A 21,296-nucleotide genomic window follows, 5' to 3' on the forward strand; every position below is an offset into this window, starting at 1 on the left:
TCCCGCACCTGTGGGTCGGACGGAGGTGGGCCCGGTGATGAGTGCGTCGGGACGGCAGGGCGGTGGCGGTGGGGGCGTGAACGGCGTCAAGGTCCGCGTCCCCAAGATGGCCGAGCTGGTGGCGGCACAGCTGCGCCGCAAGATCGTGCGCGGGGAGCTGGCCGAGGGCGAGGCGCTGCCGGCCGAGTCGGCGCTCATGGCGGAGTTCGCCGTCTCCCGGCCGACGCTGCGTGAGGCGTTCCGGGTGCTGGAGTCGGAGTCGCTCATCAGCGTGCGCCGGGGCGCCCGGGGCGGGGCACGGGTGCAGACCCCGGAAGGCACCGTCGCGGCCCGGTACGCCGGCGTGGTCCTCGAATACCGGGGCACCACCCTCAAGGACGTCTACGACGCCCGTACGGTGATCGAGGCGCCGTGCGCCGGGCTGCTGGCCGAGGGGCGCACGGACGAGGACCTGGTGCGGCTGCGGGCCGCCGTCGCCGAGGCCGAGGCACTCATGGACGACCCGTCGGCCTTCATCCGCGCCCACATGGAGTTCCACGCCCTGGTCGTCGAACTGGCGGGCAACGAGACGCTGAGCGTCCTCAACGGCATGGTCCGGCACATCATCGACCAGGCGAACTGGTCCCACGTCGACCTGGACGCCGGCAGCCCCGAGAACGTACGGGCCAACCGCCGGGGCTTCCGCGCCCACGGCGCGCTCGTCGAACTGGTCGCCGCGCGCCGGACCGAGGCCGCGGAGGAACTGTGGCGTCTCCACCTCCAGGAGGCCGAGGACTACCTGCTGCAGAACAGGTCCATGACCACCGTCCTGGACCTGCTCGGCTGACGCGACGTCACGTGCTGTGGAGCTCCTCGACGATGGGCTCCCACACCTCGGCGTCGATCTCGTACGCCGTGTAGAAGGACACCCTGTCGACCAGCGCCCCGTACCGGCGCCGGATCTCGCTCGCGACCCGCTCCGGTTCCGCCACGACCGCGAAGGTGTGCAGCACCTCGTCGTCGACGAGGCGGCTCATCGCCTCCCACTTGTCCTCGCGCCGGGACGTCGACAAGGTGTGGAGCTCGTCGCCGAGTTCACCCCACCCGTGCAGCTCCAGCACCCCGCGGTAGGCGGGTGTGCTGCCGTAGAACGCGATCTGGGCGCGGGTGCCGTCGATCGCGCGGGTCATCTCCTCCTCCGTGCGGCCGGTCGCGGTCAGCAGCAGATGGGAGACGGCGAAGTCGGCCCGCGTACGGCCGGACGCGGCGAGCCCCGCCTCCACGGTCGGCAGGGTCACCTCCCGCATGTACCGCTCGGTGGTGAAGCCGTGCGCGAGGAGCCCGTCGGCGACCTCGCCCGCCACCCGGGTCATCGCCTGGCCGACCGCGGCGACGAACACCTTGGGCGCGCCGCCGGGAGCGGGCGGGGGAGAGAAGAAGGGCGACATCAGGGTGTGCGAGTAGAAGTCGCCGCGGAAGTCGAGCTTCTCGCCCTCGTTCCAGCAGGCCCAGATCGCGTGCAGCGCGCTCACGTACTCCCGCATGCGGGCCGCGGGCCGGCTCCACGGCATGTCGAAGCGTCGCTCGATGTGCGGCTTGATCTGGCTGCCGAGACCGAGCGAGAACCGTCCGCCCGCGTAGGTCTGCAGGTCGTGCGCGGTGTACGCGAGCTGCATGGGGGAGCGGGCGAAGGCGACCGCGATGGCCGTGCCGACCTCGAGGCGGTCGGTGTGCTCGGCCGCCAGCATCAGCGGCAGGAAGGGGTCGTGCTTGGACTCCGACGCCCACAGGCCGTCGTAGCCGGCCTTCTCGTGGTGCCGGGCCTCCTCCACGACCTCCGTGGTGCTCCACACATTGAGCTTGCCGTCGACCTTCATGCCGCTCCCTTGTCCTTTTCCGTGCCGATATCCATGCCGATGCGCCGTGCGAGCAGCTCCCGGTGGTACGCCGGATCCCCGAACAGCAGCTGTGACGTCTTGGCCCGCTTCAGATAGAGGTGGGCCGGGTGCTCCCAGGTGAAGCCGATGCCGCCGTGCACCTGGATGTTCTCCTGCGCGGCCTGTACACACGCGTCGGAACAGAACGCCTTCGCCAGACTCGCCACGGCGGGCAGCTCCGGGTCCGCGCTCTCGGAGTTCTCCGACGCGAGCAGCGCGTAGTGGGCGGCGGCGCGCGCCGACTCCACCTCCAGGAGGACATCGGCGAGCAGATGCTTGACGGCCTGGAAGGAGCCGATGGGCCGTCCGAACTGGTGGCGCACCTTGGCGTACTCCACCGCCATGTCGAGCGCGCGGGAGGCCACCCCGACCTGCTCGGCGGCCAGCGCCACCGCGGCCCGGTCGAGCACCTGCGCCACCAGGTCCCAGCCGTCGCCGTGCGTACGCAGCCGGGTCGCCGGTACGTCCTGGTAGTCGAGGCGGGCCTGGCGGCGGGTCGGGTCCATCGTGGGCAGCGGTGTACGGGTCAGGCCGGTCGCGTCGCCGTCCACCCAGAAGATCCCTATGCCGTCAACGGTCCGGGCGACGGTGAGGACGACATCGGCGGTGGCGCCGTCGAGGACGAACGTCTTGTGCCCGCTCAGCAGCCAACTCCCGTTGCTCTCCCGGGCGGTGAGCCCGACCCCCGCCGCGTCCCAGCGGGCCGAGTCCTCGGTCAGGGCCAGGGTCCCGACGAGTTCACCGGAGGCCAGGCCCGGCAACAGGCGCTTGCGGGCGTCCTCGTCGGCGCAGCGCAGCAGGGTAGTCGTCGCCAGCACGGCCGAGGACAGGAACGGCGCGCACAGCAGCGCACGGCCCATCTCCTCCATCACCACGCCCACCTCGACCGGCCCGCACCCGGCACCGCCGTACTCCTCGGGGACCGCCAGGCCCTGCAGTCCGAGCTCCGTCCCCATCCGGCGCCACAGCGCCCGGTCGAAGCCCTCGGGCGTCTCCATCAGGCGCCGCGTCTCGGTCTCGGGCGAGGTGCGGGCCAGGAACGCCCGTACGGTGCGCCCCAGTTCCTCCTGCTCCTCGCTGAACGCGAAGTCCATCCCTCAGCCCTCCCCGGCGGTCCGGCGACGGGCGCGGGACGTGATGATCTTCTCGACGACGGCGATGTGGTCCGGCGAGTGCATGGTCTCCTGCTCGGCGAGCAGGGCGGGTTCCAGCACGGTGGCGAGCGCCTGCTCCAGATGCAGGTTGACCGCGCGCTTGGTCTCGCGCAGCGCCTGTGCGGGCAGGGCGGCCAGTCGCCCGGCGAGGTCCATGGCCTCGTCCAGGAGCTTGTCCTTGGGTACGGCGCGGTTGGCGATGCCCAGCCGGACCGCCTCCTCGGCGCTCACTCGGTCGCCGAGGAACAGCAGTTCCTTCGCGCGGGTCAGGCCGACGAGCAGCGGGAGGACGAGTGCGCCGCCGTCGCCGGCGACGAGTCCTACCTGGACGTGGGGGTCCGCGATATAGGCGTCGTCGGCCATCAGGACCAGGTCGCTCAGCAGCGCCAGGCTGCATCCGAGCCCCACCGCGGGCCCGTTGACAGCTGCGATCACCGGCAGCGGGCAGCGGACCATGCCGGTGATGATCCGCCGGGCCTCGTCGACGTTCCGCTCCCGGAAGGCGCGGTCGCGCTGGACCCGGGTCATGATGTCGAAGTTGCCCCCGGCGCTGAACGCCCGGCCGCGCCCGGTGAGCACGACCACCCGGGCCTCCGGGTCGTCGGCGAGCGAGTCCCACAGCGACGCGAGACCCGCGTGCAGCTCCTCGCTCATCGCGTTGAGCTGGTCGGGCCGGTTCAGCTCGATCAGCCGGACCGGCCCGACGGCCGTCACCAAGAGGTCCGTCATCTCCACCGCCATCAGTCATCATCGAACGAGTCAGTAGAGTTGAATGCTATAACTAATTAAGCTTTCTGGAAACGGCTCGCCGGAGTGACGGAGGACGCGTATGCCGCAGCAGGAGTACGAGACCGTGCGGGCCGAGGTGACGGACCGGATCCTCACCGTCACGCTGAACAGGCCCGAGAAACTCAACGCGTTCAACCCCCGGATGATGGCCGACCTTCTCGACGTCCTGGACGCGGCCGACGCCGACGACGAGATCCGGGTGATCGTGGTGACCGGTGCAGGCCGCGGCTTCTGCGCGGGCGCCGACGTCAGCTCCGGCGGCTCCTCGTTCGACCACCGCAAGGCGGGCGCCTGGCACCGGGACACCGGTGGCCGGGTCGCACTGCGGCTCTTCTCCAGCACCAAGCCGGTGATCGCGGCGATCAACGGCCCGGCCGCGGGCGTCGGGGCCAGCATGACCCTGCCCATGGACATCCGCCTGGCCTCGACCTCGGCGAAGTTCGGCTTCGTCTTCGCCCGTCGCGGCATCGTGCCGGAATCGGCGGCGAGCTGGTTCCTGCCCCGGGCCGTCGGCATGCAGCGGGCCATGGAATGGGTGGCCACGGGCCGCGTCTTCGGACCGGACGAGGCACTCGCGGCCGGACTGGTGCGCTCCGTGCACCCGCCCGAGGAACTGCTCCCGGCGGCATACGAACTCGCCCGGGAGATCGCCGACAACACCTCCGCGATCTCCGTCGCCCTCTCCCGGCAGATGATGTGGCGGATGCTGGGCGAACCCCACCCGATGGCCGCCCACCGGCTCGACTCCCGGATCATGAGCCAGATCGGCGGCGGCCCGGACCCCGTGGAGGGCGTCCAGTCGTTCCTCGCCAAACGGCCGCCCGAGTTCCCGGGCAAGGTCAGCAAGGACATGCCACCCCTGTATCCCTGGTGGCAGGAAGAGGAGTTCCGCCCCCTGGAAGAGCCGGCGCCGGCACCGGAGGCCCAGGGATGACGACGTTCGACTACATCGTGGTGGGCGCGGGGTCCGCGGGCTGCGTGCTCGCGAGCCGTCTTTCCGAGGACCCGAAGACATCCGTACTGCTGATCGAGGCGGGCGGCCGGGACTCCACACCGCTGATCAGGATGCCCAAGGGGTTCGGCAAGCTGCTGGGTGATCCCCGGTTCGCCTGGCACTACCCGGTCGAGCCGGTGGGCCCCAGCGGCCGCGTCGAGCACTGGGTCCGCGGCCGGACGCTCGGCGGGTCCAGCTCGGTCAACGGCATGGTCTACAACCGCGGTGACCGCGCCGACTACGACGAGCTGGAACGCCTCGGCAACCCCGGCTGGGGCTGGGACACCATGCTGCCGGTCTTCAAGCGCATCGAGGACAACGCGCTCGGCGCCTCCGAGGCCCGGGGCGCGGGCGGCCCGCTGCACGTCTCCACCGCACCGGCGCCGGAGCCGCTCTGCGAGGAGGCGATCGGCGCCGGGACCGGACTCGGCTGGCGCCGGACCGACGACCTGAACGCGAGCGACGACGAACGCATCGGCTATGCGATGGCCACCATCAAGAACGGGCGGCGCTTCAGCGCCGCCCGCGCCTTCCTGCACCCCGTCGCGGACCGGCCGAACCTGACCGTCTCGGTGGACACCGTCGTGACGCGCGTCCTCGCCGAGCACGGCAGAGCCGTCGGCGTGCACACCCGCAGCAAGGGCCTGGAGGCCGACGTCCGGGCCCGGCGCGAGGTGATCCTCTCCGCCGGCAGCATCGCCACGCCCAAGATCCTCCAGCTGTCCGGCATCGGCCCGGCCGAGACGCTGAAATCGGCGGGCGTCGACGTCCTGGTCGACAGCCCGCACGTGGGCGGCCGGATGCGCGAGCACCGCTGTTTCGTCGTCCAGTACCGGCTGAAGGACGACCTCGGCTACAACAAGGCGCTGAGCACCCCGCTGCGACAGGCCCTGTCGGGGGCGAGATACCTGGCCACCCGACGTGGACCGCTGGCCGCGCCCGCCTTCGACGTCATCGCCTTCTTCAAGACCCGCCCCGAGCTCGCCCGGCCGGACGCGCAGTTGCTCATCGCGCCGGTGTCCCTGCTGCCGGACGTCCCCGGCAAGGAGACCGGCGTGGAACGCGAGCCCGGAGTGATGGGCCTCGGCTACATCCTGCGCCCCACCGCCGAGGGCGGCCTGCACATCACGTCGGCCGATCCCGACGCACCCCTCGCCATCACGCCGAACTACTACGGCTCCGACCACGACCGCACGGTGGGAACCGCCCTGTTCCGGCGCATGCGGGAACTCTTCGAGACCGAGCCGATCGCCGGCCGGATCACGGCCGAGACACTGCCCGGCCCCGGCGTCAGCGACGACCAGGACATCATCGACGCCGGTCTCGACCAGGGACGCTGCGGCTACCACGCCATAGGCACCTGCGCCATGGGCCCGGACGAGGAGGACGTCGTCGACGGCCGGCTGCGGGTACGCGGCATCGAGGGCCTGCGGGTCGTCGACTGCTCGGTCATGCCGACCATGGTGTCCGGAAATCTGAACGCACCGATCATGGCCATGGCGTGGCGGGCGGCCGACCTCATCCTGGGGACGGCCTGATCACGTATCGGGATATCTGGCCGAAACATTGTCGTAGTGGTTTTGACCTGTTAGCGTCCGGTCGGCGGACATTCAGCTGAATGCGCTAAACCATTGACCGCCTGGACGGTAACCATGAGCGATGGTTTCCTGCACGAATCCCTTCGCTGTGCCGACTGGGGGGTCGCCACCGCGGACACCATCGCGGCGCCACCGCCGCCCCCGCCGGAACGCGGCGGGCACTTCCGGCAGTGGACCGACGACCTCCGGCAGCTGACCGGCGTCGTCGCGGACACCCACCGCATGGTCGCCGGATGGCCGCAGCTCCAGCCCGACGGCCCGGGCGGCTGGGACCAGGACGCCCTGGACCGCTGCGACCGGGCGCTGGACGCACTGCTCGCGCAGGGCACCCGGCCCGGTCTCACCCTGCTCGACCGCTCACTGCCGCCATGGCTTGACGCGGCCGGCGGCTGGCTCTCCCGCGACACTGCCGAGCACTTCGCCGCGTACGCCGCCGAGCTGGGCCGCCGATTCGGCGACCGGGTGGAACGCTGGATCACCTCCACCGACCTCGCCGGCCCCACGCTCGCGGACCACGTGGCCGGAATGTATCCCCCGAACCGGGGCGCGGGACGGGCCGGACTGCCCGCGGTCCACCACATTCTGCTCGCGAACGGACTCGCCACCCAGGCCCTGAGGGCGAGCGGTGCGCGAGGCCGGATCGGCACCACGGTCACCCTCGTGGGCGGCTACCCGGCCACCGACGACCCCTACGACCGTCTCGCCCTGGAACGCCTGGAGAGCTGGACCAACCGTCTCTTCCTCGACCCCATGCTGCTCGGCGAGCACATGGTGACCGAGGACGGCGACTCACCGGTCGAGGACACCGGCTGCGTGCGCGCCGGCGACCTGGAGACCATCACCACCGAGCAGGACCTGCTGGGCCTGTCCTGGCACACCCCGTTCCGCGTCACCGCGCCGGAGAACCTGCCCCGCGTGCTGCCGACGACAACCTGTCTGAGCGCCCTCAACGAGGTCAACCGCCTGCTCGTGGGCCTGGGCTTCGCGATCGTCCCGTTCGACGACGTGGAGACCACCGCCTACGGCTGGCCGATCATCCCCGAAGGACTCGCCGACGCCGTCGCCGGCCTCTGCGACCTGTACGGCGACGTGCTGCCGCCGCTGTCCGTCATCGACAACGGCATGGGCGACCTGGACCTCGTCGACGCCACGGGACACAGCGACGACGACCGGCGCCGGGCCCTGCTGCGCGCTCGGCTGTCCTGGCTCTCCGGACTCACCGCGGCCGGTGTGGAGGTGTGCGGTTACGAGTACTGGTCGGTGCTCGACAACCTGGAGGCCAAGTTCCGCTACACCCGCCTCTACTCGATGGCGGTCCCGGACCACGAGGCCCCGCCGCGTCCCCCGATCCCGTCCGACTGGCTGCGCAGCGGCGCCTTCGCCGGCGCCCCCGCACCCGAAGCGGGACGGACCACCGGCCTGAGCCTGGTGCCGGCCGCGCCCCGAACTCAGGACGGCGCGACCTCGTAGCCAGGCAGCGGAACTCCGTAGCCCCGCGTCGGGCTCAGGATGCCGGAAGCCTCGTAGCCGGTCCGGACCCCGGGCTCGGGACGGCGGAACCGCGTAGCCAGGCAGCGGACCCCGTAGCCCCGCGTCGGGCTCAGGATGCCGGAAGCCTCGTAGCCGGTCCTGGCCCCGCGCTCACGACGCCGGAGCCTCGTAGTCCCTGCCGCGGATCAGCCGCACCGGCGTGTAGACGAGGACGTCCTCGTCCCGCTGGTTGCGCACGGCGATCCGGCTGGTCACCACGCCCCGGCCCGGCTTGCTGGAGGGCCGGGACCCGGTGGTCTCCACGACGGCGTACAGGGTGTCGCCGACGTACACCGGGCCCAGCACGTCGAGTTCCATGTGCAGGAAGGCGAGGCCCGTGCCGTGCAGCACGTTCGTCTGCAGGACGAGCCCTTCGGCGAGGCAGTACGTCAGTCCGCCCGGGACCAGTCGCCCGCTGTAGCCGCCGTCCGCGGCGTGGGAGGCGTCCCAGAAGAGCGGCTCGGTGAAGCCGCCCCATGTGACGAAGTTGACCAGATCGGTCTCCGTGACGGTGCGGCGGGCGGTCCGGAAGACCTGCCCGACCGGCATCTCCTCATAGGTCAACCCCTTGACCAGCAGGGGGGCCTCGGTGGTGGTCTGCTGCGGTGCCATGTTCGGTTCCTCTCGTACGGTCGGTGGTCACAGGTCGAGCGGGTGCTTGTCGCTGACTCCCTCGAAGTCCGCGGGCCGCTTCTCGCGGTGCGCGGCGAGCCCCTCGACGACCTCGTGCCCGCCGAACCCGAAGAACTCCAGCCCCAGCGAGGCCTCGAAGATCGGCTGGGCGGTGCGGTACCAGTGGTTGAGGGACCGCTTGGTCCAGCTGATGGCGCTGGTGGGCCCGGCGGCCAGGGCGGTGGCCACGCGCAGGGCCTCGGTGTGCACCTCGGCGTCGTCAACGCACTTGGACACCAGCCCGATCCGCTCCGCCTCCTCACCGGTGAGCGTCTCGCAGGTCAGCAGGTAGTACTTGGCCTTGGCCATGCCGCACAGCAGCGGCCAGCAGATGGCGGCATGGTCACCGGCCGCGACGCCGAGCCGCGTGTGCCCGTCGACGATCTTCGCCGTGCGAGCCGCGATCGAGATGTCCGCGAGCATGCCGATGACGAGCCCCGCCCCGACCGCCGGGCCGTGGATCGCGGAGACCACCGGCTTGGAGCAGTTGAGCACCCCGTAGACCATGTCCCGCGCCTCCCGCATCACCCGGGCGCGCACCGCGTAGTCCTCGGTCATGGCGTCGATGGAGTCGAAGGTCCCGCCCGCCGAGAACGCCCGGCCCGCCCCCTGGACGACCACCGCGCGGGTCTCCTGGTCCCGGTCCACGACGGACCAGATGTCGGCGAGTTCGCCGTGCATCCGCGGATCCACGGCGTTGAGGTTCGGGGCGTCGAGCACGATCCGCAGCACGCCGGGCGCGGGCCGCTCGAAGGTCAGGCTCGTGAACGGGGCGTAGGGATCGGTCACGTCGCGCTCCTGGTGTATTCAGTGTGGATACTATAATTATCTAACTGTATCGAAGGGTGTGCGGCAAGCAGCCCGCACGTGACGTTGCACGGAGGACGGGAAGCTCGGCATGGATCTCACCTTCAGCGAGGAACAGGACGAACTGCGCAAGGTCGTCCGGTCGTTCCTCGCCAAGCACTCGGACGAGGCGACCGTGCGCCGCCTGGCCGGCGACCCGCACGGTCACGACCCCGTCGTCTGGCGGCGGATGGCCGGCGAACTCGGCCTGCAGGGCCTCGCCGTCCCCGAGGAGTACGGCGGCTCGGGCTTCGGCTACGTCGATCTCGGCATCGTCTTCGAGGAGGCGGGCCGCGCGCTGCTGTGCGGGCCGTACTTCGCGACGGTGGCCCTGGCCGCGGAGGCACTGCTGCGCTGCGGCGACGAGCAGGCGCGACGCGACCTCCTGCCGGGCATCGCGTCCGGCGAGACGGTGGCCACGCTGGCGCTCACCGAGGACGGCGGCCGCTGGGACGAGCAGGGCATCGGGCTCACCGCCGCCCGTGACGGGACGGGCGGCTGGCGGCTGACCGGCGTGAAGACGTACGTCCCCGACGGCCACCTCGCCGACCTGCTCCTGGTCGCCGCCCGCACCCCCTCGGGCATCAGCCTGCTGGCGGTCGGGACCGCCGACGCACCGGGCCTCACCCGCACCCCTCTCCCGACCCTCGACCAGACCCGCAAACAGGCCCGGATCGAGTTCACGGACACCCCCGCCCGCCTCCTGGGCCCCGAGGGCGGGGCATGGCCCGCCCTCGAACGCACCCTCGCCGGCGCCGCCGTACTCCTGGCCGCCGAACAGGTCGGGGGAGCCGCGGCCGCCCTGGACGCCGCCGTGGAGTACGCCAAGATCCGTGAGCAGTACGGCCGGCCCATCGGCTCGTTCCAGGGGATCAAGCACAAGTGCGCCGACATGCTCATGGAGATCGAGTCCGCCCGCTCGGCCGCGTACGGCGGCCTGTGGGCACTGGACGCGGGCGACGAGACGGAGATCGCGATGGCCGCAGCCCTGGCGCAGGCCTTCTGCTCGGAAGCCTTCACCAAGGTCGCCGCGGACAACATCCAGGTCCACGGCGGCATCGGCTTCACTTGGGAGCACCCCGCGCACCTGTACTTCAAGCGGGCCAAGAGTTCCGAGGTACTGCTCGGCACACCGTCGTACCACCGGGAACTGCTCGCCACCCGGCTCGGCATCTGAGAGGGAGAAGCTGACATGGAGCTGGACTTCGGGCCCGCGGTACGCGGCTTCCGCGACGAGGTGCGGGACTGGTTGGCGGACCACCTCGTGGGGGAGTTCGCCGAGAACCGGGGCGTGGGCGGCCCCACCGACGGCGCGGCCTGGGAGGTCCGCCTCGCCTGGGACCGCGAGCTGTCCGCCGGCGGCTGGCTGGGCATCGGCTGGCCCCAGGAGTACGGCGGACGCGGGCTCGGGCTGCTCGAGGAGATCGTCTTCGAGTACGAGTACGCCCGCGTGAACGCCCCGTACCGGGCCACCGTCAACGCGCTCGACCTGCTCGGCCCGATGCTCCTCAAGGTGGGCAGCGACGCTCAGAAGAAGCGTTTCCTGCCGCCGATCCTCGGCGTCGAGGAACTGTGGGGCCAGGGCTTCAGCGAGCCCGGCGCCGGCTCCGACCTGGCGTCCGTACGCACCCGGGCGGAGCGGGACGGCGACCAGTGGGTGGTGAGCGGACAGAAGGTGTGGACGTCCTTCGGCATCCACGCCGACTGGGTCTACGTCCTCACCCGCACCGACCCGCAGTCCGCGCGGCACAAGGGCCTGAGCATGCTGCTGGTGCCAACGGACCAGCCCGGCGTGGAGATCCGCCCCATCCGCAACCTCGCCGGCCAGGACGAGTTCGCCGAGATCTTCCTCTCCGACGCGCGCACCGGCGCCGACATGGTCGTCGGCGAGGTGGGCCAGGGCTGGCGCACCGCGATGGCCACGCTCGGCATCGAGCGCGGCACCACGCTGCTGCCCCAGCAGCTCGCCTTCGAGCGGGAGGCCGAGGCGCTGATCGACCTGGCCCGCGAGCGGGGTGCGCTCGACGATCCGATGCTGCGCCGCCGCATCGTCGACGCCTGGATCTCCGTACGCATCATGCGCACCACCAACCTGCGGACCATCGCCGAACTGACCGCCGGCCGCACGCCTGGCGCGCAGGCCACCACCGCGAAGCTGTACGCCTCGACCCGGCACCAGCAACTCGGCCAGCTGGCCACGGAGTTGGCGGGCCCCGCAGGGCAGATCGTCGGCGAGGACTACGGCCTGGACCGCCGGCAGCGCTCCTTCCTGCTGGCCCTCGCGGAGACGATCTACGGCGGGTCGAGCGAGATCCAGCGCAACATCATCGGAGAACAGGTCCTGGGTCTGCCGAAGGAGCCGCGCCCGTGACGTCGCTCGAGGAGCGTCTCGATCGCATCGAGTCGCAGCTCGCCATCCAGCAACTGCCCATCCGTTACGCGCTCGCCGTGGACGGCCGTGACCTGGACGCCTGGGTCGGCTGCTTCCGGCCGGACGTGGACATGGGACGACACGGCCGCGGGCGGACTGTCCTGCGGCAGCACATCGAACCCCAGGTGCGGGGCTTCCACCGGTCGGTCCACCAGATCTGCGGTCACCGCGTCGAGTTCACCGGACGGGACACGGCGACCGGCGCGGTCTACTGCCGGGCCGAGCACGAGGTGGGGGACCGGTGGATCGTGATGGCGATCTGCTACTGGGACGACTATGCGCGCGTGGACGGTGACTGGTACTTCTCCCGGCGCCGCGAGCGGCACTGGTACGCGGCGGACGTGACCGAGCGCCCTCAGGCGGTGGGATTCAAGGGCTGGGAGGGCGCCGGGGAGCCGGCGCTGCCCGAGGCCTTCCCCTCCTGGTCGGCCTTCTGGAAGGAAACGTGATGGCACGGTTGTCAGGTAAGACGGCGCTGGTCACCGGCGGCGGGCAGGGCGTGGGCCGCGGCATCGCGCTCGCGCTGGCCGCCGAGGGGGCGGCAGTGGTGATCACCGGCCGCACCGAGGGCAAGCTGAAGGACACGGCCGGGGAGATCACCGAGCGCGGCGGCCGGGCGCACACCGTGGTCGGGGACGTGGGGGAGCGGGACGACGTCGACCGCATGGTGGCCGAGACGGTACGGGAGTTCGGCGGTCTCGACGTGCTCGTCAACAACGCGCAGTCCTCGGTGCAGCGCAAGCTGGCGGAGACATCGTACGAGGATGTCGAACTCACCTACCGCAGCGGACCGTTGGCCGCCTTCCACGCGATGCAGGCCGCCCTGCCCCATCTCAAGGAGAGCCGCGGCAGCGTGGTGAACCTCGGTTCGTCGGCCGCCGTGCAGGGCGAGGCGACCTTCGCGGCGTACGCGATGGCCAAGGAGGCCATCCGCGGCCTGAGCCGGGTCGCCGCGCGAGAGTGGGGCCCGTACGGGATCCGGGTGAACGTCATCTGTCCGGCCGCGCTGAGCCCGGCGGCGGAAGAGTACTTCGCCGCCTATCCGGAGCGGGCGGAAGGGGTGCTGGCCGGGATTCCACTGGGGCGGATGGGCGATCCGGAGACGGACATCGGGCGGGCGGTGGTCGCTCTGGTCAGTGACGACATGGCATATCTGACCGGAGCGACGCTGATGCTGGAGGGTGGGCGCACGCTGATCGGGTGAGCAGGAGTTCTCGCCGCCGCCGCCCCTACCCGTCCCATCCCCGAAGCTTGGCCCCCTTCCCCACCCACCTCACACAACGCCCCGGGCGCGCAGCCCGGCCAACTGGTCCTCCGTCAACCCCGCGAGAGCGGTGAGCACTTCGTCGGTGTGCTCACCCAGCGCCGGCGGCGGGGCGTACCCCTCGACCGGCGTCGCGGTGAACCGGATGGGGTTGGCGAGCATCGGCAGCTGCCCCGAGGCCGGGTCCTCGACCTCGATCAGCATCCCCCGGTGCTGTATCTGCGGGTCGGCGAAGACCTCGGGCATCTCGTTGTACGGGCCCGCGGGCACGTCGTGTGCGTCGAGCACGGTCAGCCACTCGTCCCGGGTGCGGGTGCGCAGGATCGCCGCCAGCACCGGCAGGATCTCCTCGCGGTGGGCGATCCGGGCGGAGGTCGTGGCGAACCGTTCGTCCTGGAGGAGGTCGGTGCGGTCGGCCGCCGCGCAGAACGCGGCGAACTGCTTGTCGTTGCCCGCGACCAGGAAGATCGGCCTGTCCTTGCAGGGGAAGGCCTGCGAGGGGATCCCGCCGTAGCCGCCGTTTCCGCGCCGCTGCGGAACCTCGCCGGAGACCAGGTAGTTCATCGCGAAGTGGGACAGCGAGGCCAGGCCGCAGTCCAGCAGGGACAGGTCGATGAACTGGCCCTCGCCGGTGAGGTCCCGGTGGCGCAGGGCCGCGAGGACGGCCGTGGAGGCGTAGAGCCCCGTGAGGATGTCGATCATGCTGACGCCGACCTTCATCGGCTCCTCGGGGTGCCCGGAGACGCTCATCATCCCCGACATGGCCTGGAAGATGCCGTCGTAGCCGGGGCGGTCGGAGTACGGGCCGGTCTGGCCGAAGCCGGTGACCGAGAGGTAGACGAGGCGCGGGTTGAGCGCGCGCAGGCTCTCGTGGTCGAGGCCGTACTTCGCCAGCGTGCCCGTCCGGAAGTTCTCGACCAGTACGTCCGAGCGTGCGGCGAGGGCGCGGATCAGCTGCTGTCCCTCGGTGGCGGCGTGGTTGACGGTGACCGACCGCTTGTTGCGGTTGGCGGCGAGGTAGAAGGCGGCGGTGTCGGTCCGGTCGCCGTCGGGTCCGGGGGCGAAGGGAGGGCCGTACGTCCGGGAGTCGTCCCCCGATCCGGGCCGCTCGACCTTGATCACCTCGGCGCCGAGATCGGCCAGCATCTGGGTGGCCAGCGGCGCGGCGAGGATGCGGGACAGATCGAGCACGCGGATCCCGGCCAGTGCGGTCGACGGCATCTGGGTCTCCCTCTGTTCACGGACGATGAATCAGTTATATAAATAATACATCTAGCGCTCGGCTGCGGCCGACGCGATTGCCTCATCTATTCAATTCATGTAACTATATGGATCGGCCGCCAGGCCGGGACCGGAGGGCGGGCTGATGACCGTCGCGGCGAGGACCCTCACCGATCAGGAACAGCGAGAACGCCGGGCCTGGTTCCGGGCCCGCTGGGAGCGCGGGGTCGCCTTCAACCGGCGTTGCCGCATCCGGGTGACGCGCTGGGACGCGGAAGCGGTCGAGATCGTGCTCCCCTACGCCGAGTCCCTCTCGGCCCACGAAGGCGTCTTCCACGGCGGCGTCATCTCCGCGCTCATCGACACCGCCGGCGCCGGAGCCGTGATCGCCGGGCACGACTTCACCAAGGGCAGCCGGCTCAGCACCGTGTCGATGTCGGTGCAGTACCTGGCACCCGCCCGCGGCCGTGAGGCGGTCGCGTACGCGCGCTGCGTGCGGCGGGGCGGCCGGGTGCACTTCGCCGACGTGGACGTGCGGGCCGACGGACGCATCTGCGCCCGCGGGCAGGTGGTGGTGACCATCTCCGGGGAGCGGCCCGGCGTCGGCGATCCGATCGAACCGCTGGACGAGGAGTGACGTGATGCCCGAGGAAACCGCAGTGGCCCCCGAGGACCTGGACCTGGTCCTGTACGAGGTGGACGAGGACGGCGTCGCCACCGTCACCCTCAACAGGCCTGAGCGCAAGAACGCGTGGAGCATCCCCATGGAGCGCCGCTTCTTCGCGCTCCTCGACCAAGCCGCGCAGGACCCCGCCGTCCGGGTGGTGATCATCACCGGGGCGGGCAGGGCCTTCTGCCCGGGGATGGACATGCAGCGCCTGGAGCAGAACTCGCAGCCGGGGGAGTCCCTCAACCTCCAGGCCCGCGTACCGATGTACAGCAGGCGCAACATGCCGAAGCCGATGATCGCCGCCGTCAACGGCGCCTGCGCGGGCATCGGCCTGGTCCAGGCGCTCATCTGCGACATCCGCTTCGCCGCCCGTGGGGCCCGCTTCACCACCGCCTTCACCCGACGCGGCCTGGCCGGCGAGTACAACATGCCGTACGTCCTGCCGCGCGTGATCGGCCTGGAGAACGCGCTCGACCTGCTGCTGTCCGGCCGCGTCTTCGACGCCGACGAGGCCAAGGACCTCGGCCTCGTCAGCCGCGTCGTCGAGCCCGAGGACCTGCTCGACGCCGCCCGCGCCTACGCCCGGGACATCGCCCGCAACTGCTCCCCGCGCGCCATGGCCGTCCTGCGCCACCAGGTGTACGGCGACCTCGACCGCCCCTTCACCGACGCCCTCGCCCGGTCCTACTCCGCCATGGAGTTCTTCGCGGGCTCGCCCGACTTCCGGGAGGGCGTGTCGAGCTTCGTGGAGAAGCGGGAGCCCAAGTTCGAGGGACTGCCGCCGGACTTCGACCCGGACGAGGCCACGCGCGACGCGTTTCTGCCGTACTGAACCGATGCTAGGAGCACACGCAGATGACAGGGCAACCCTTCCCCGTCGAGGCCGGGCACATCATGATGTTCGCCCGCGCCATCGGTGACGAGAACCCGGCGTACACGGGCGAGTCGGCGGTCGCACCGCCCACCTTCACCATGGCGAGCGCCCACTACGACCCCGACTACCACCTGCGTCCCAAGCCGGACGAGGAGTGGTTCGGGTCGGGACGCGGCGCCGGCGTCATGGCCGAGGGCGCCGGCGGGCTCCATGCCGAGCAGCACTTCGAGTACCACCGTCCGGTGCGCGCCGGCGAGACCCTCTACGCGCACCTCTCCACCGGCCGCAGCTGGGAGAAGCAGGGCCGCACCGGCCGCCTGCTCTTCAGCGAGCGCATCACCGAGTACCGGGACGCCGACGGCGAACCGGTCGTCAGTGCCGTGACCGTGGCCGTCGTCCCCGAGGGCCCGGCGACCCCGAAGGACGCCCGATGAGCCTGAGCCCCGACGACATCAAGGTCGGCGAGACCCGCGAGAGCGTCCTCGTCGACGACCTCAAGCGCACCCGGATCGTGCAGTACGCGGGCGCGTCCGGCGACTTCAATCCCCTGCACACCGACGAGAGGTTCGCCGTCGATGCGGCGGGCTATCCCGGCGTGTTCGCCCACGGCATGCTGACGATGGGCATGACCGGCCGGGTCCTGACCGACTGGGTCGGCACCGAGGCACTACTGCGCTACGGCGTGCGCTTCAAGGCCCAGGTCTGGCCCGGCGACACCCTCACCGCCACGGCCACCGTCGAGTCGATCGAGGACACCCCGACCGGTCCGGTCGCCCACTTCGTCCTGCGCACGGTCAACCAGGACGGCGCCGAGGTGGTCACCGGCACCGCGGCGGCCCGCCTGGAGCCCTGACCCGGTGGGCGCCGTACAGGAGGCCGGGGCGACAGCCACCTGGACCGCCATGGTGAGCCGCGCCTACGACCACGGCCGCCCCGCCGTCCGGTTCGGCGACCTGACCTGGGGCGGACGCGAACTCCTCGACCGTGCGGCCGGCGCGGCCGACTGGCTGGACACCCTCGGCCTGGAGCCCGGCGAACCGGTGCCCGCACTGGTCGCCACCTCCGCCGACGCCCTCGCCCTGGTGATCGGCGGCGCCGGATCCGGCCACCCGCTCGCACCGCTCGGCGTCCGCATGACGGCGTACGAGATCGCCGCCGTGGTCAAGGAGACGCGGGCTCATGTCCTGCTGGCGCAGCCCGAGTTCGCCGACCTCGGCAGGCAGGTCGCCGAACTGTCCGGCCGACGGATCGCCATCGTGCCCGAACTTCTGCTCGGTGAAAGGGAGTTGACTGCCGGACCCGACGACCTCGCCACCGTCCTGCACACCTCGGGAACGACGGGCCTGCCCAAGCCCGTCCCCATGAGCCAACGGCGCCTGGCCGCCCGGGCCGGTGTGAACGGGCGGCTGTGCGGGCTCGACCCCGACAGCTTCTACGGCGGCAGCGCGCCCTTCCACCACATCGCGGGCCTGGGCAACATCGCCGTCGCCCTCGCCGCCGGCGCCCTCGTCACCGGCCTGCCCCGCTTCACCGTCGAGGGCTGGGCCCTGCTGCGGGACCTGGGCACCACGCACACCAGCATGGTCCCCGCGATGCTGGAGACCCTGCTGGCGGCCGGACAGGCCCGTCACGAGACGCTGCGCACCCTCCAGTACGGTGGCGCGCCCGTCCGCCCCGGCACCCTGCGCCGGACGTACGAGGCGATGCCCGGCGTCCGCATGCTCAACATGTTCGGACAGACGGAGGGCTCGCCGATCAGCGTGCTCACCCCGCAGGACCACCGGGAGGCGGTGGCAGGACGCACCGAGCTGCTGCGGTCGGTGGGGCGGCCCGCACCCGGTGTCGAGATCAGGGTCCACGACCCCGGGCCGGACGGCGTCGGCGAGATCCACGCCCGCGCCGACCACCTCTTCAAGATCGACGCCGAGGGCTGGCTGCACAGCGGCGACCTGGGCCGCGTGGCGGAGGACGGGTATCTCTACCTGCTCGGCCGACGCACCGACATGATCATCCGCGGTGGCGAGAACGTCCACCCGCTCGAGGTGGAGACGGTCCTGTCCGCGCACCCCGGGGTGGCGGACGTCGCGGTCACCGGCGTACCGGACGAGCGGCTCGGCCAGACCGTCGTCGCCTTCGTCGTCCCCGCCGATCCCGGCGCCCCACCGCAGCCCGCGGCACTCAGAAGCCACACCCGCGCCCGGCTGTCCGGGTTCAAGGTCCCTGTCCGCTGGTGGTTCGTGGACGACCTGCCGCGCAACGCGAACGGCAAGGTCGTACGCCGAAGCCTTCGGGAACCCACCGCGCTCGAAGGAGAACCACGTGACGCTTGACCACTCGGTCGTCGCCCCCGAAGCCGTCGGTGTCGACCCGCACCGGCTGGACGTGCTCCTGAGTCGGATCCGTCTGGAGGTCGAGCACGGACCGCTGCCGTCCGTGCAGGTCGCAGTCGCGCGGGGCGGACGGCTGGTCGCCTTCGAGACCTGGGGGGACGCCGAACCGTCCACGCGATACGTCCTGCAGTCCGTCGGGCGGTCCATCGTCGCGGGCGCGGTCTGGAAGCTGATCGGCGAAGGCCTGCTGGACGTGGGCGAGCACGTTGCCGCGATCATCCCGGAGTTCGCGCCGAACGGGAAGGAGACGGTGACGGTCGAGCAGGTGCTCACCCACACCGCGGGCTTCCCCTTCGCACCGCTCGGCTATCCGAAGATGCTCGACCGCGAGCAGCGCCTCGCCGCCTTCGGCCGCTGGCGGCTCGACTACCCGCCGGGCAGCCGCTTCCAGTTCCACCTCACCTCGGCGGCCTGGCTGATCGCCGAGATCGTGGAGCGGCGTACGGGCCTGGTGTTCGCCGACTACCTGCGTGACCGGATCGCCGTGCCGCTCGGCCTGTCCTCGCTCGAACTCGGCGTCCCGGTGGACCGTCAGGCCGGCAGCGTCGCTCCGATGACCGCCACCGACCGCACGAGCGACGAGCAGGAACCCGACCCCTGGGGCCCCTGGTACCTGTCCGACCCGCGAGTGCTCGCCGCCGGGGAACCCAGCCACGCGCTGGTCGCCACGGCCGCCGATGTCGCCCTGTACTTCCAGGCACTGGAGCACTCGGGCCTGTGGAAGCCGGAGGCGGTGGCGGAGGGCACCCGGATCCGGCTGACGGACCACCCGCACGGGGAGCAGATCTACGGGGGCGGCTCCAACCGCCGTACCAGCATGGGCCTGTTCGTCACCGTGGCCGGCCCGGACGCGGGCAGCAACCTGCCGTCCACCGGTTCGCCCGCCCTCTTCGGCAGCGCCGGAGCCGCCTACCAACTCGGCTTCCTGGACCCGGAGACCGGCCTGTCCTTCGCCTGCCTGAGCAACGGCTACCCCCTCGCCGGCTACGACCACTCCCGGCGCGGCACGGCACTGCTCACCAACATCGCGAACCTCGCGGCGGATCTCACCGACCAGTAGGGCGGTCGCACCCGCTCCGCACGGCTGCGGAGTCTCGTGGCCGTCTCGCGCGCGGGCGCCGCCCTGGATGCGCTCGGCGCCGGATTCCGGTGCGTGCCTACGCGCCGTTCCCGCCCGCGCGGCCTCGTTCGATCCCCTCACGCAGCCGATGCAGGCCGCGCCGGGCGTGGCTCTTCACGGTGCCCAGGGGGATGCCGGTGTGCTCGGCGATCTGGGCCTGGGTGAGGTCCTCGTAGAACGCCATGCACAGCACCTCGCGCTGGTGGCGCGGCAGCCGGGACAGGGCGTCGACCAGGAGCACCCGGTCCAGGACGTCGTCCGGGGCGCCCGCCTCGTGACGGTACGCGTCGGCGTCGGAGGCCATCGAGTCGATCAGCGTGAGACGCCTCGTCCGGGCCGACAGCGCGTCGATGATCTTCCGGCGCGCGATGCCGACCAGCCAGGCGCCCAGCGGTCCCCGCTCCGGACGGTAGCCGTCCCGTCCGCGCCAGGCGCCGAGGAACACCTGCTGGGTCACGTCCTCGGCCTCATGGGCGTCACCGAGCGAGCGGGTGGCCATGGTGTGGACGAGTGAGCCCCAGCGCCGGTAGACGGCCGCGAACGCGGTCTCGTCCGCGGCGCACAGACCGCGTGCCAGTTCGTCGTCGCACGGCGTCTCCTCCGCGGCCTGGGTGCGAACACCGGCGGATCGCGTGTTCGTGGTCATGGGCTTGTCCCTCCTGCCGTGCGTCCCGTGATGGGGCCGGAATGCCGCCTGCCGAACCGCTTGCGGTCGGCGGGCGGCACAGTGGCCGAGCGCCTGCGTGCCAGTGTTGTGAGCTGAAACGACGCAGACAACATGCGTCGTTTGTGCGTCGTACGATGGAGGATATGAGCCCGGACAGAGATGACGGTGATCATCGGGGCGCGTCGCGTGGCGGCGGGCTGACCACCGGTGAGGTGGCGAGGCGTCTGGGGGTGGCACCGACCACGGTCCGGTCCTGGGACCGCCGCTACGGTCTGGGCCCGACGGCGCACACGGGCGGCCGGCATCGCCGCTGGACCGCCGTCGACGTGGCGCGGCTGGAGCGGATGTGCGCGCTGACGGCGACCGGACTGCCGCCCGCCGAGGCCGCCCGTCTGGCCCTGGGCGAGGAGGGTCTCCAGGCGCCCGCCCCCCAGGTGGTTCACGTCCGGCCCCCACTGCCCGTCCGCGGCCGGAGCCGGGCCGGCACCGGCCTGCGCCTGGGCGACGTACGTCAGGAGTGCAAGGGAGTCGCCCGTGCGGCCCTGCGTCTCGACGCCGCCGCGCTCGACGGGTTGCTTGGCGCCGCGATCGAGGAACACGGCCTGGTCGCGGCGTGGTCGGAGGTGATCATGCCGACTCTGCAGGCGGTCGGCCGCAAGTGGGAGACCTCGGGCGAGAGATACGTCGAGGTCGAGCACTTCCTGTCCTGGCACGTGTCCGGTGTGCTGCGGCGCCATGCCCCGCCCGCGGTCGCCGACCGGCCCGGCGCCACGACAGTTCTCGCCTGTGTACCGGGCGAGAACCACACGCTGCCGTTGGAGGTCCTGGCCGCCGCCCTGGCCGAACGGGGCCTGCCGGTACGCATGTTCGGTGGCGCGCTGCCCGTCGAGTCACTCGTGGCCGCCGTACGCAGAACCGGTCCGGCCGCGGTGGGTCTGTGGGCGCAGTCGCGTACCACCGCGAGCCGGCCGCTGGCCCAGCACGTGGCCGCGCTCGAATGGGGGGTGCGGGGCGCCCGCAGGAAGCCGGTCGTCCTGACGCTCGGGCCCGGCTGGGCCGGGCAGACCGTGCCGGGGTCGCCGCATCCGTCCGGGCTGGCACAGGCACTCACAGCGGTGGAGTCCATCGCTCTGAGGTGACCTGGTGCGTCCGCCGGGTAC

22 protein-coding genes are annotated in these 21,296 nt (G+C 71.6%); 15 read left to right on the plus strand and 7 right to left on the minus strand.

Going from position 1 to position 21,296, the window contains the following annotated elements:
• The first annotated feature begins 37 nt into the window (after window positions 1–37).
• Window positions 38–826 carry a FadR/GntR family transcriptional regulator gene (locus tag BFN33_RS12540; RefSeq protein ID WP_088245316.1) on the plus strand — a complete coding sequence of 263 codons (789 nt, stop codon included), beginning with the start codon at window positions 38–40 and terminating at the stop codon, window positions 824–826.
• Between the two features lie 7 nt (window positions 827–833).
• Here BFN33_RS12540 and BFN33_RS12545 read toward each other — a convergent pair whose 3' ends face one another.
• The 3 genes from BFN33_RS12545 to BFN33_RS12555 are packed head-to-tail and all read right to left on the minus strand — an operon-like array spanning window position 834 to window position 3,799.
• On the minus strand, window positions 834–1,856 hold the full coding sequence (locus BFN33_RS12545; protein ID WP_069760025.1) for a TIGR03617 family F420-dependent LLM class oxidoreductase: 1,023 nt from the start codon (window positions 1,854–1,856) through the stop codon (window positions 834–836).
• Window positions 1,853–3,010 (minus strand): acyl-CoA dehydrogenase family protein, encoded by a 1,158-nt coding sequence (locus tag BFN33_RS12550; protein WP_069760026.1) that lies wholly within the window; start codon window positions 3,008–3,010, stop codon window positions 1,853–1,855. Before BFN33_RS12550 ends, BFN33_RS12545 begins: the two co-directional genes overlap by 4 nt.
• A gap of 3 nt (window positions 3,011–3,013) precedes the next feature.
• A complete protein-coding gene (locus BFN33_RS12555; RefSeq protein ID WP_256122735.1) occupies window positions 3,014–3,799 on the minus strand; it encodes an enoyl-CoA hydratase/isomerase family protein in 786 nt (261 codons plus the stop codon).
• Window positions 3,800–3,899: 100 nt separating this feature from the next.
• Between BFN33_RS12555 and BFN33_RS12560 the strand changes: the two genes are divergently transcribed.
• The 3 genes from BFN33_RS12560 (at window position 3,900) to BFN33_RS12570 (ending at window position 7,921) form a co-directional block, all read left to right on the plus strand.
• On the plus strand, window positions 3,900–4,793 hold the full coding sequence (locus BFN33_RS12560; protein WP_069760028.1) for a crotonase/enoyl-CoA hydratase family protein: 894 nt from the start codon (window positions 3,900–3,902) through the stop codon (window positions 4,791–4,793).
• Window positions 4,790–6,391, plus strand: a complete 1,602-nt coding sequence (locus BFN33_RS12565) for a GMC family oxidoreductase (protein ID WP_069760029.1) — start codon at window positions 4,790–4,792, stop codon at window positions 6,389–6,391. Before BFN33_RS12560 ends, BFN33_RS12565 begins: the two co-directional genes overlap by 4 nt.
• 114 nt (window positions 6,392–6,505) lie before the next feature.
• The gene (locus BFN33_RS12570) at window positions 6,506–7,921 is read left to right on the plus strand and encodes a family 1 glycosylhydrolase (protein ID WP_069760030.1); all 1,416 of its coding nucleotides are present in this window, start codon (window positions 6,506–6,508) and stop codon (window positions 7,919–7,921) included.
• A gap of 171 nt (window positions 7,922–8,092) precedes the next feature.
• Here BFN33_RS12570 and BFN33_RS12575 read toward each other — a convergent pair whose 3' ends face one another.
• Both BFN33_RS12575 and BFN33_RS12580 read right to left on the minus strand, forming a co-directional pair.
• The gene (locus BFN33_RS12575; protein ID WP_069760031.1) at window positions 8,093–8,593 is read right to left on the minus strand and encodes a MaoC/PaaZ C-terminal domain-containing protein; all 501 of its coding nucleotides are present in this window, start codon (window positions 8,591–8,593) and stop codon (window positions 8,093–8,095) included.
• A gap of 27 nt (window positions 8,594–8,620) precedes the next feature.
• Window positions 8,621–9,442 carry an enoyl-CoA hydratase/isomerase family protein gene (locus BFN33_RS12580; protein WP_069760032.1) on the minus strand — a complete coding sequence of 274 codons (822 nt, stop codon included), beginning with the start codon at window positions 9,440–9,442 and terminating at the stop codon, window positions 8,621–8,623.
• Between the two features lie 109 nt (window positions 9,443–9,551).
• Between BFN33_RS12580 and BFN33_RS12585 the strand changes: the two genes are divergently transcribed.
• The 4 genes from BFN33_RS12585 to BFN33_RS12600 are packed head-to-tail and all read left to right on the plus strand — an operon-like array spanning window position 9,552 to window position 13,134.
• Window positions 9,552–10,676: an acyl-CoA dehydrogenase family protein gene (locus tag BFN33_RS12585; protein ID WP_069760033.1), complete on the plus strand. Its 1,125-nt coding sequence runs from the start codon at window positions 9,552–9,554 to the stop codon at window positions 10,674–10,676.
• A gap of 15 nt (window positions 10,677–10,691) precedes the next feature.
• Window positions 10,692–11,870 carry an acyl-CoA dehydrogenase family protein gene (locus BFN33_RS12590; RefSeq protein WP_069760034.1) on the plus strand — a complete coding sequence of 393 codons (1,179 nt, stop codon included), beginning with the start codon at window positions 10,692–10,694 and terminating at the stop codon, window positions 11,868–11,870.
• Window positions 11,867–12,379: a nuclear transport factor 2 family protein gene (locus tag BFN33_RS12595; protein WP_088245317.1), complete on the plus strand. Its 513-nt coding sequence runs from the start codon at window positions 11,867–11,869 to the stop codon at window positions 12,377–12,379. The genes BFN33_RS12590 and BFN33_RS12595 overlap by 4 nt, the downstream gene beginning before the upstream one ends.
• Window positions 12,379–13,134 carry an SDR family NAD(P)-dependent oxidoreductase gene (locus tag BFN33_RS12600; protein WP_069760035.1) on the plus strand — a complete coding sequence of 252 codons (756 nt, stop codon included), beginning with the start codon at window positions 12,379–12,381 and terminating at the stop codon, window positions 13,132–13,134. The genes BFN33_RS12595 and BFN33_RS12600 overlap by 1 nt, the downstream gene beginning before the upstream one ends.
• Before the next feature lie 69 nt (window positions 13,135–13,203).
• On the opposite strand, the gene BFN33_RS12605 is transcribed toward BFN33_RS12600, so the two are convergent.
• A complete protein-coding gene (locus tag BFN33_RS12605) occupies window positions 13,204–14,415 on the minus strand; it encodes a CaiB/BaiF CoA-transferase family protein (protein WP_069760036.1) in 1,212 nt (403 codons plus the stop codon).
• Window positions 14,416–14,560: 145 nt separating this feature from the next.
• On the opposite strand from BFN33_RS12605, the gene BFN33_RS12610 reads away from it, so the two are divergent.
• Genes BFN33_RS12610 through BFN33_RS12635 form a run of 6 tightly spaced genes read left to right on the plus strand, consistent with a single transcriptional unit; the run spans window position 14,561 to window position 19,409 of the window.
• Entirely contained in the window at window positions 14,561–15,052 is a 492-nt protein-coding gene (locus BFN33_RS12610; protein ID WP_069760037.1) for a PaaI family thioesterase, read from the plus strand.
• Window positions 15,053–15,056: 4 nt separating this feature from the next.
• Window positions 15,057–15,917 carry an enoyl-CoA hydratase-related protein gene (locus BFN33_RS12615; RefSeq protein ID WP_069760038.1) on the plus strand — a complete coding sequence of 287 codons (861 nt, stop codon included), beginning with the start codon at window positions 15,057–15,059 and terminating at the stop codon, window positions 15,915–15,917.
• Window positions 15,918–15,940: 23 nt separating this feature from the next.
• On the plus strand, window positions 15,941–16,393 hold the full coding sequence (locus BFN33_RS12620; protein ID WP_069760039.1) for a MaoC family dehydratase N-terminal domain-containing protein: 453 nt from the start codon (window positions 15,941–15,943) through the stop codon (window positions 16,391–16,393).
• Complete coding sequence (locus tag BFN33_RS12625; protein WP_069760040.1) at window positions 16,390–16,812, plus strand: MaoC/PaaZ C-terminal domain-containing protein; 423 nt, start codon at window positions 16,390–16,392, stop codon at window positions 16,810–16,812. Before BFN33_RS12620 ends, BFN33_RS12625 begins: the two co-directional genes overlap by 4 nt.
• Window positions 16,813–16,816: 4 nt before the next feature.
• A complete protein-coding gene (locus tag BFN33_RS12630) occupies window positions 16,817–18,289 on the plus strand; it encodes a class I adenylate-forming enzyme family protein (protein WP_079140790.1) in 1,473 nt (490 codons plus the stop codon).
• On the plus strand, window positions 18,279–19,409 hold the full coding sequence (locus tag BFN33_RS12635; protein ID WP_069760041.1) for a serine hydrolase: 1,131 nt from the start codon (window positions 18,279–18,281) through the stop codon (window positions 19,407–19,409). The genes BFN33_RS12630 and BFN33_RS12635 overlap by 11 nt, the downstream gene beginning before the upstream one ends.
• A gap of 97 nt (window positions 19,410–19,506) precedes the next feature.
• Here the strand turns inward: BFN33_RS12635 and BFN33_RS12640 are convergent, their stop codons facing one another.
• Window positions 19,507–20,115: an RNA polymerase sigma factor gene (locus BFN33_RS12640; RefSeq protein ID WP_069760042.1), complete on the minus strand. Its 609-nt coding sequence runs from the start codon at window positions 20,113–20,115 to the stop codon at window positions 19,507–19,509.
• A gap of 164 nt (window positions 20,116–20,279) precedes the next feature.
• On the opposite strand from BFN33_RS12640, the gene BFN33_RS12645 reads away from it, so the two are divergent.
• A complete protein-coding gene (locus BFN33_RS12645) occupies window positions 20,280–21,275 on the plus strand; it encodes a MerR family transcriptional regulator (protein WP_176742371.1) in 996 nt (331 codons plus the stop codon).
• Window positions 21,276–21,296: the final 21 nt, after the last annotated feature.

Origin of the sequence: Streptomyces sp. LUP47B, assembly GCF_001746295.1 — a bacterium.
Taxonomy (GTDB): domain Bacteria; phylum Actinomycetota; class Actinomycetes; order Streptomycetales; family Streptomycetaceae; genus Streptomyces.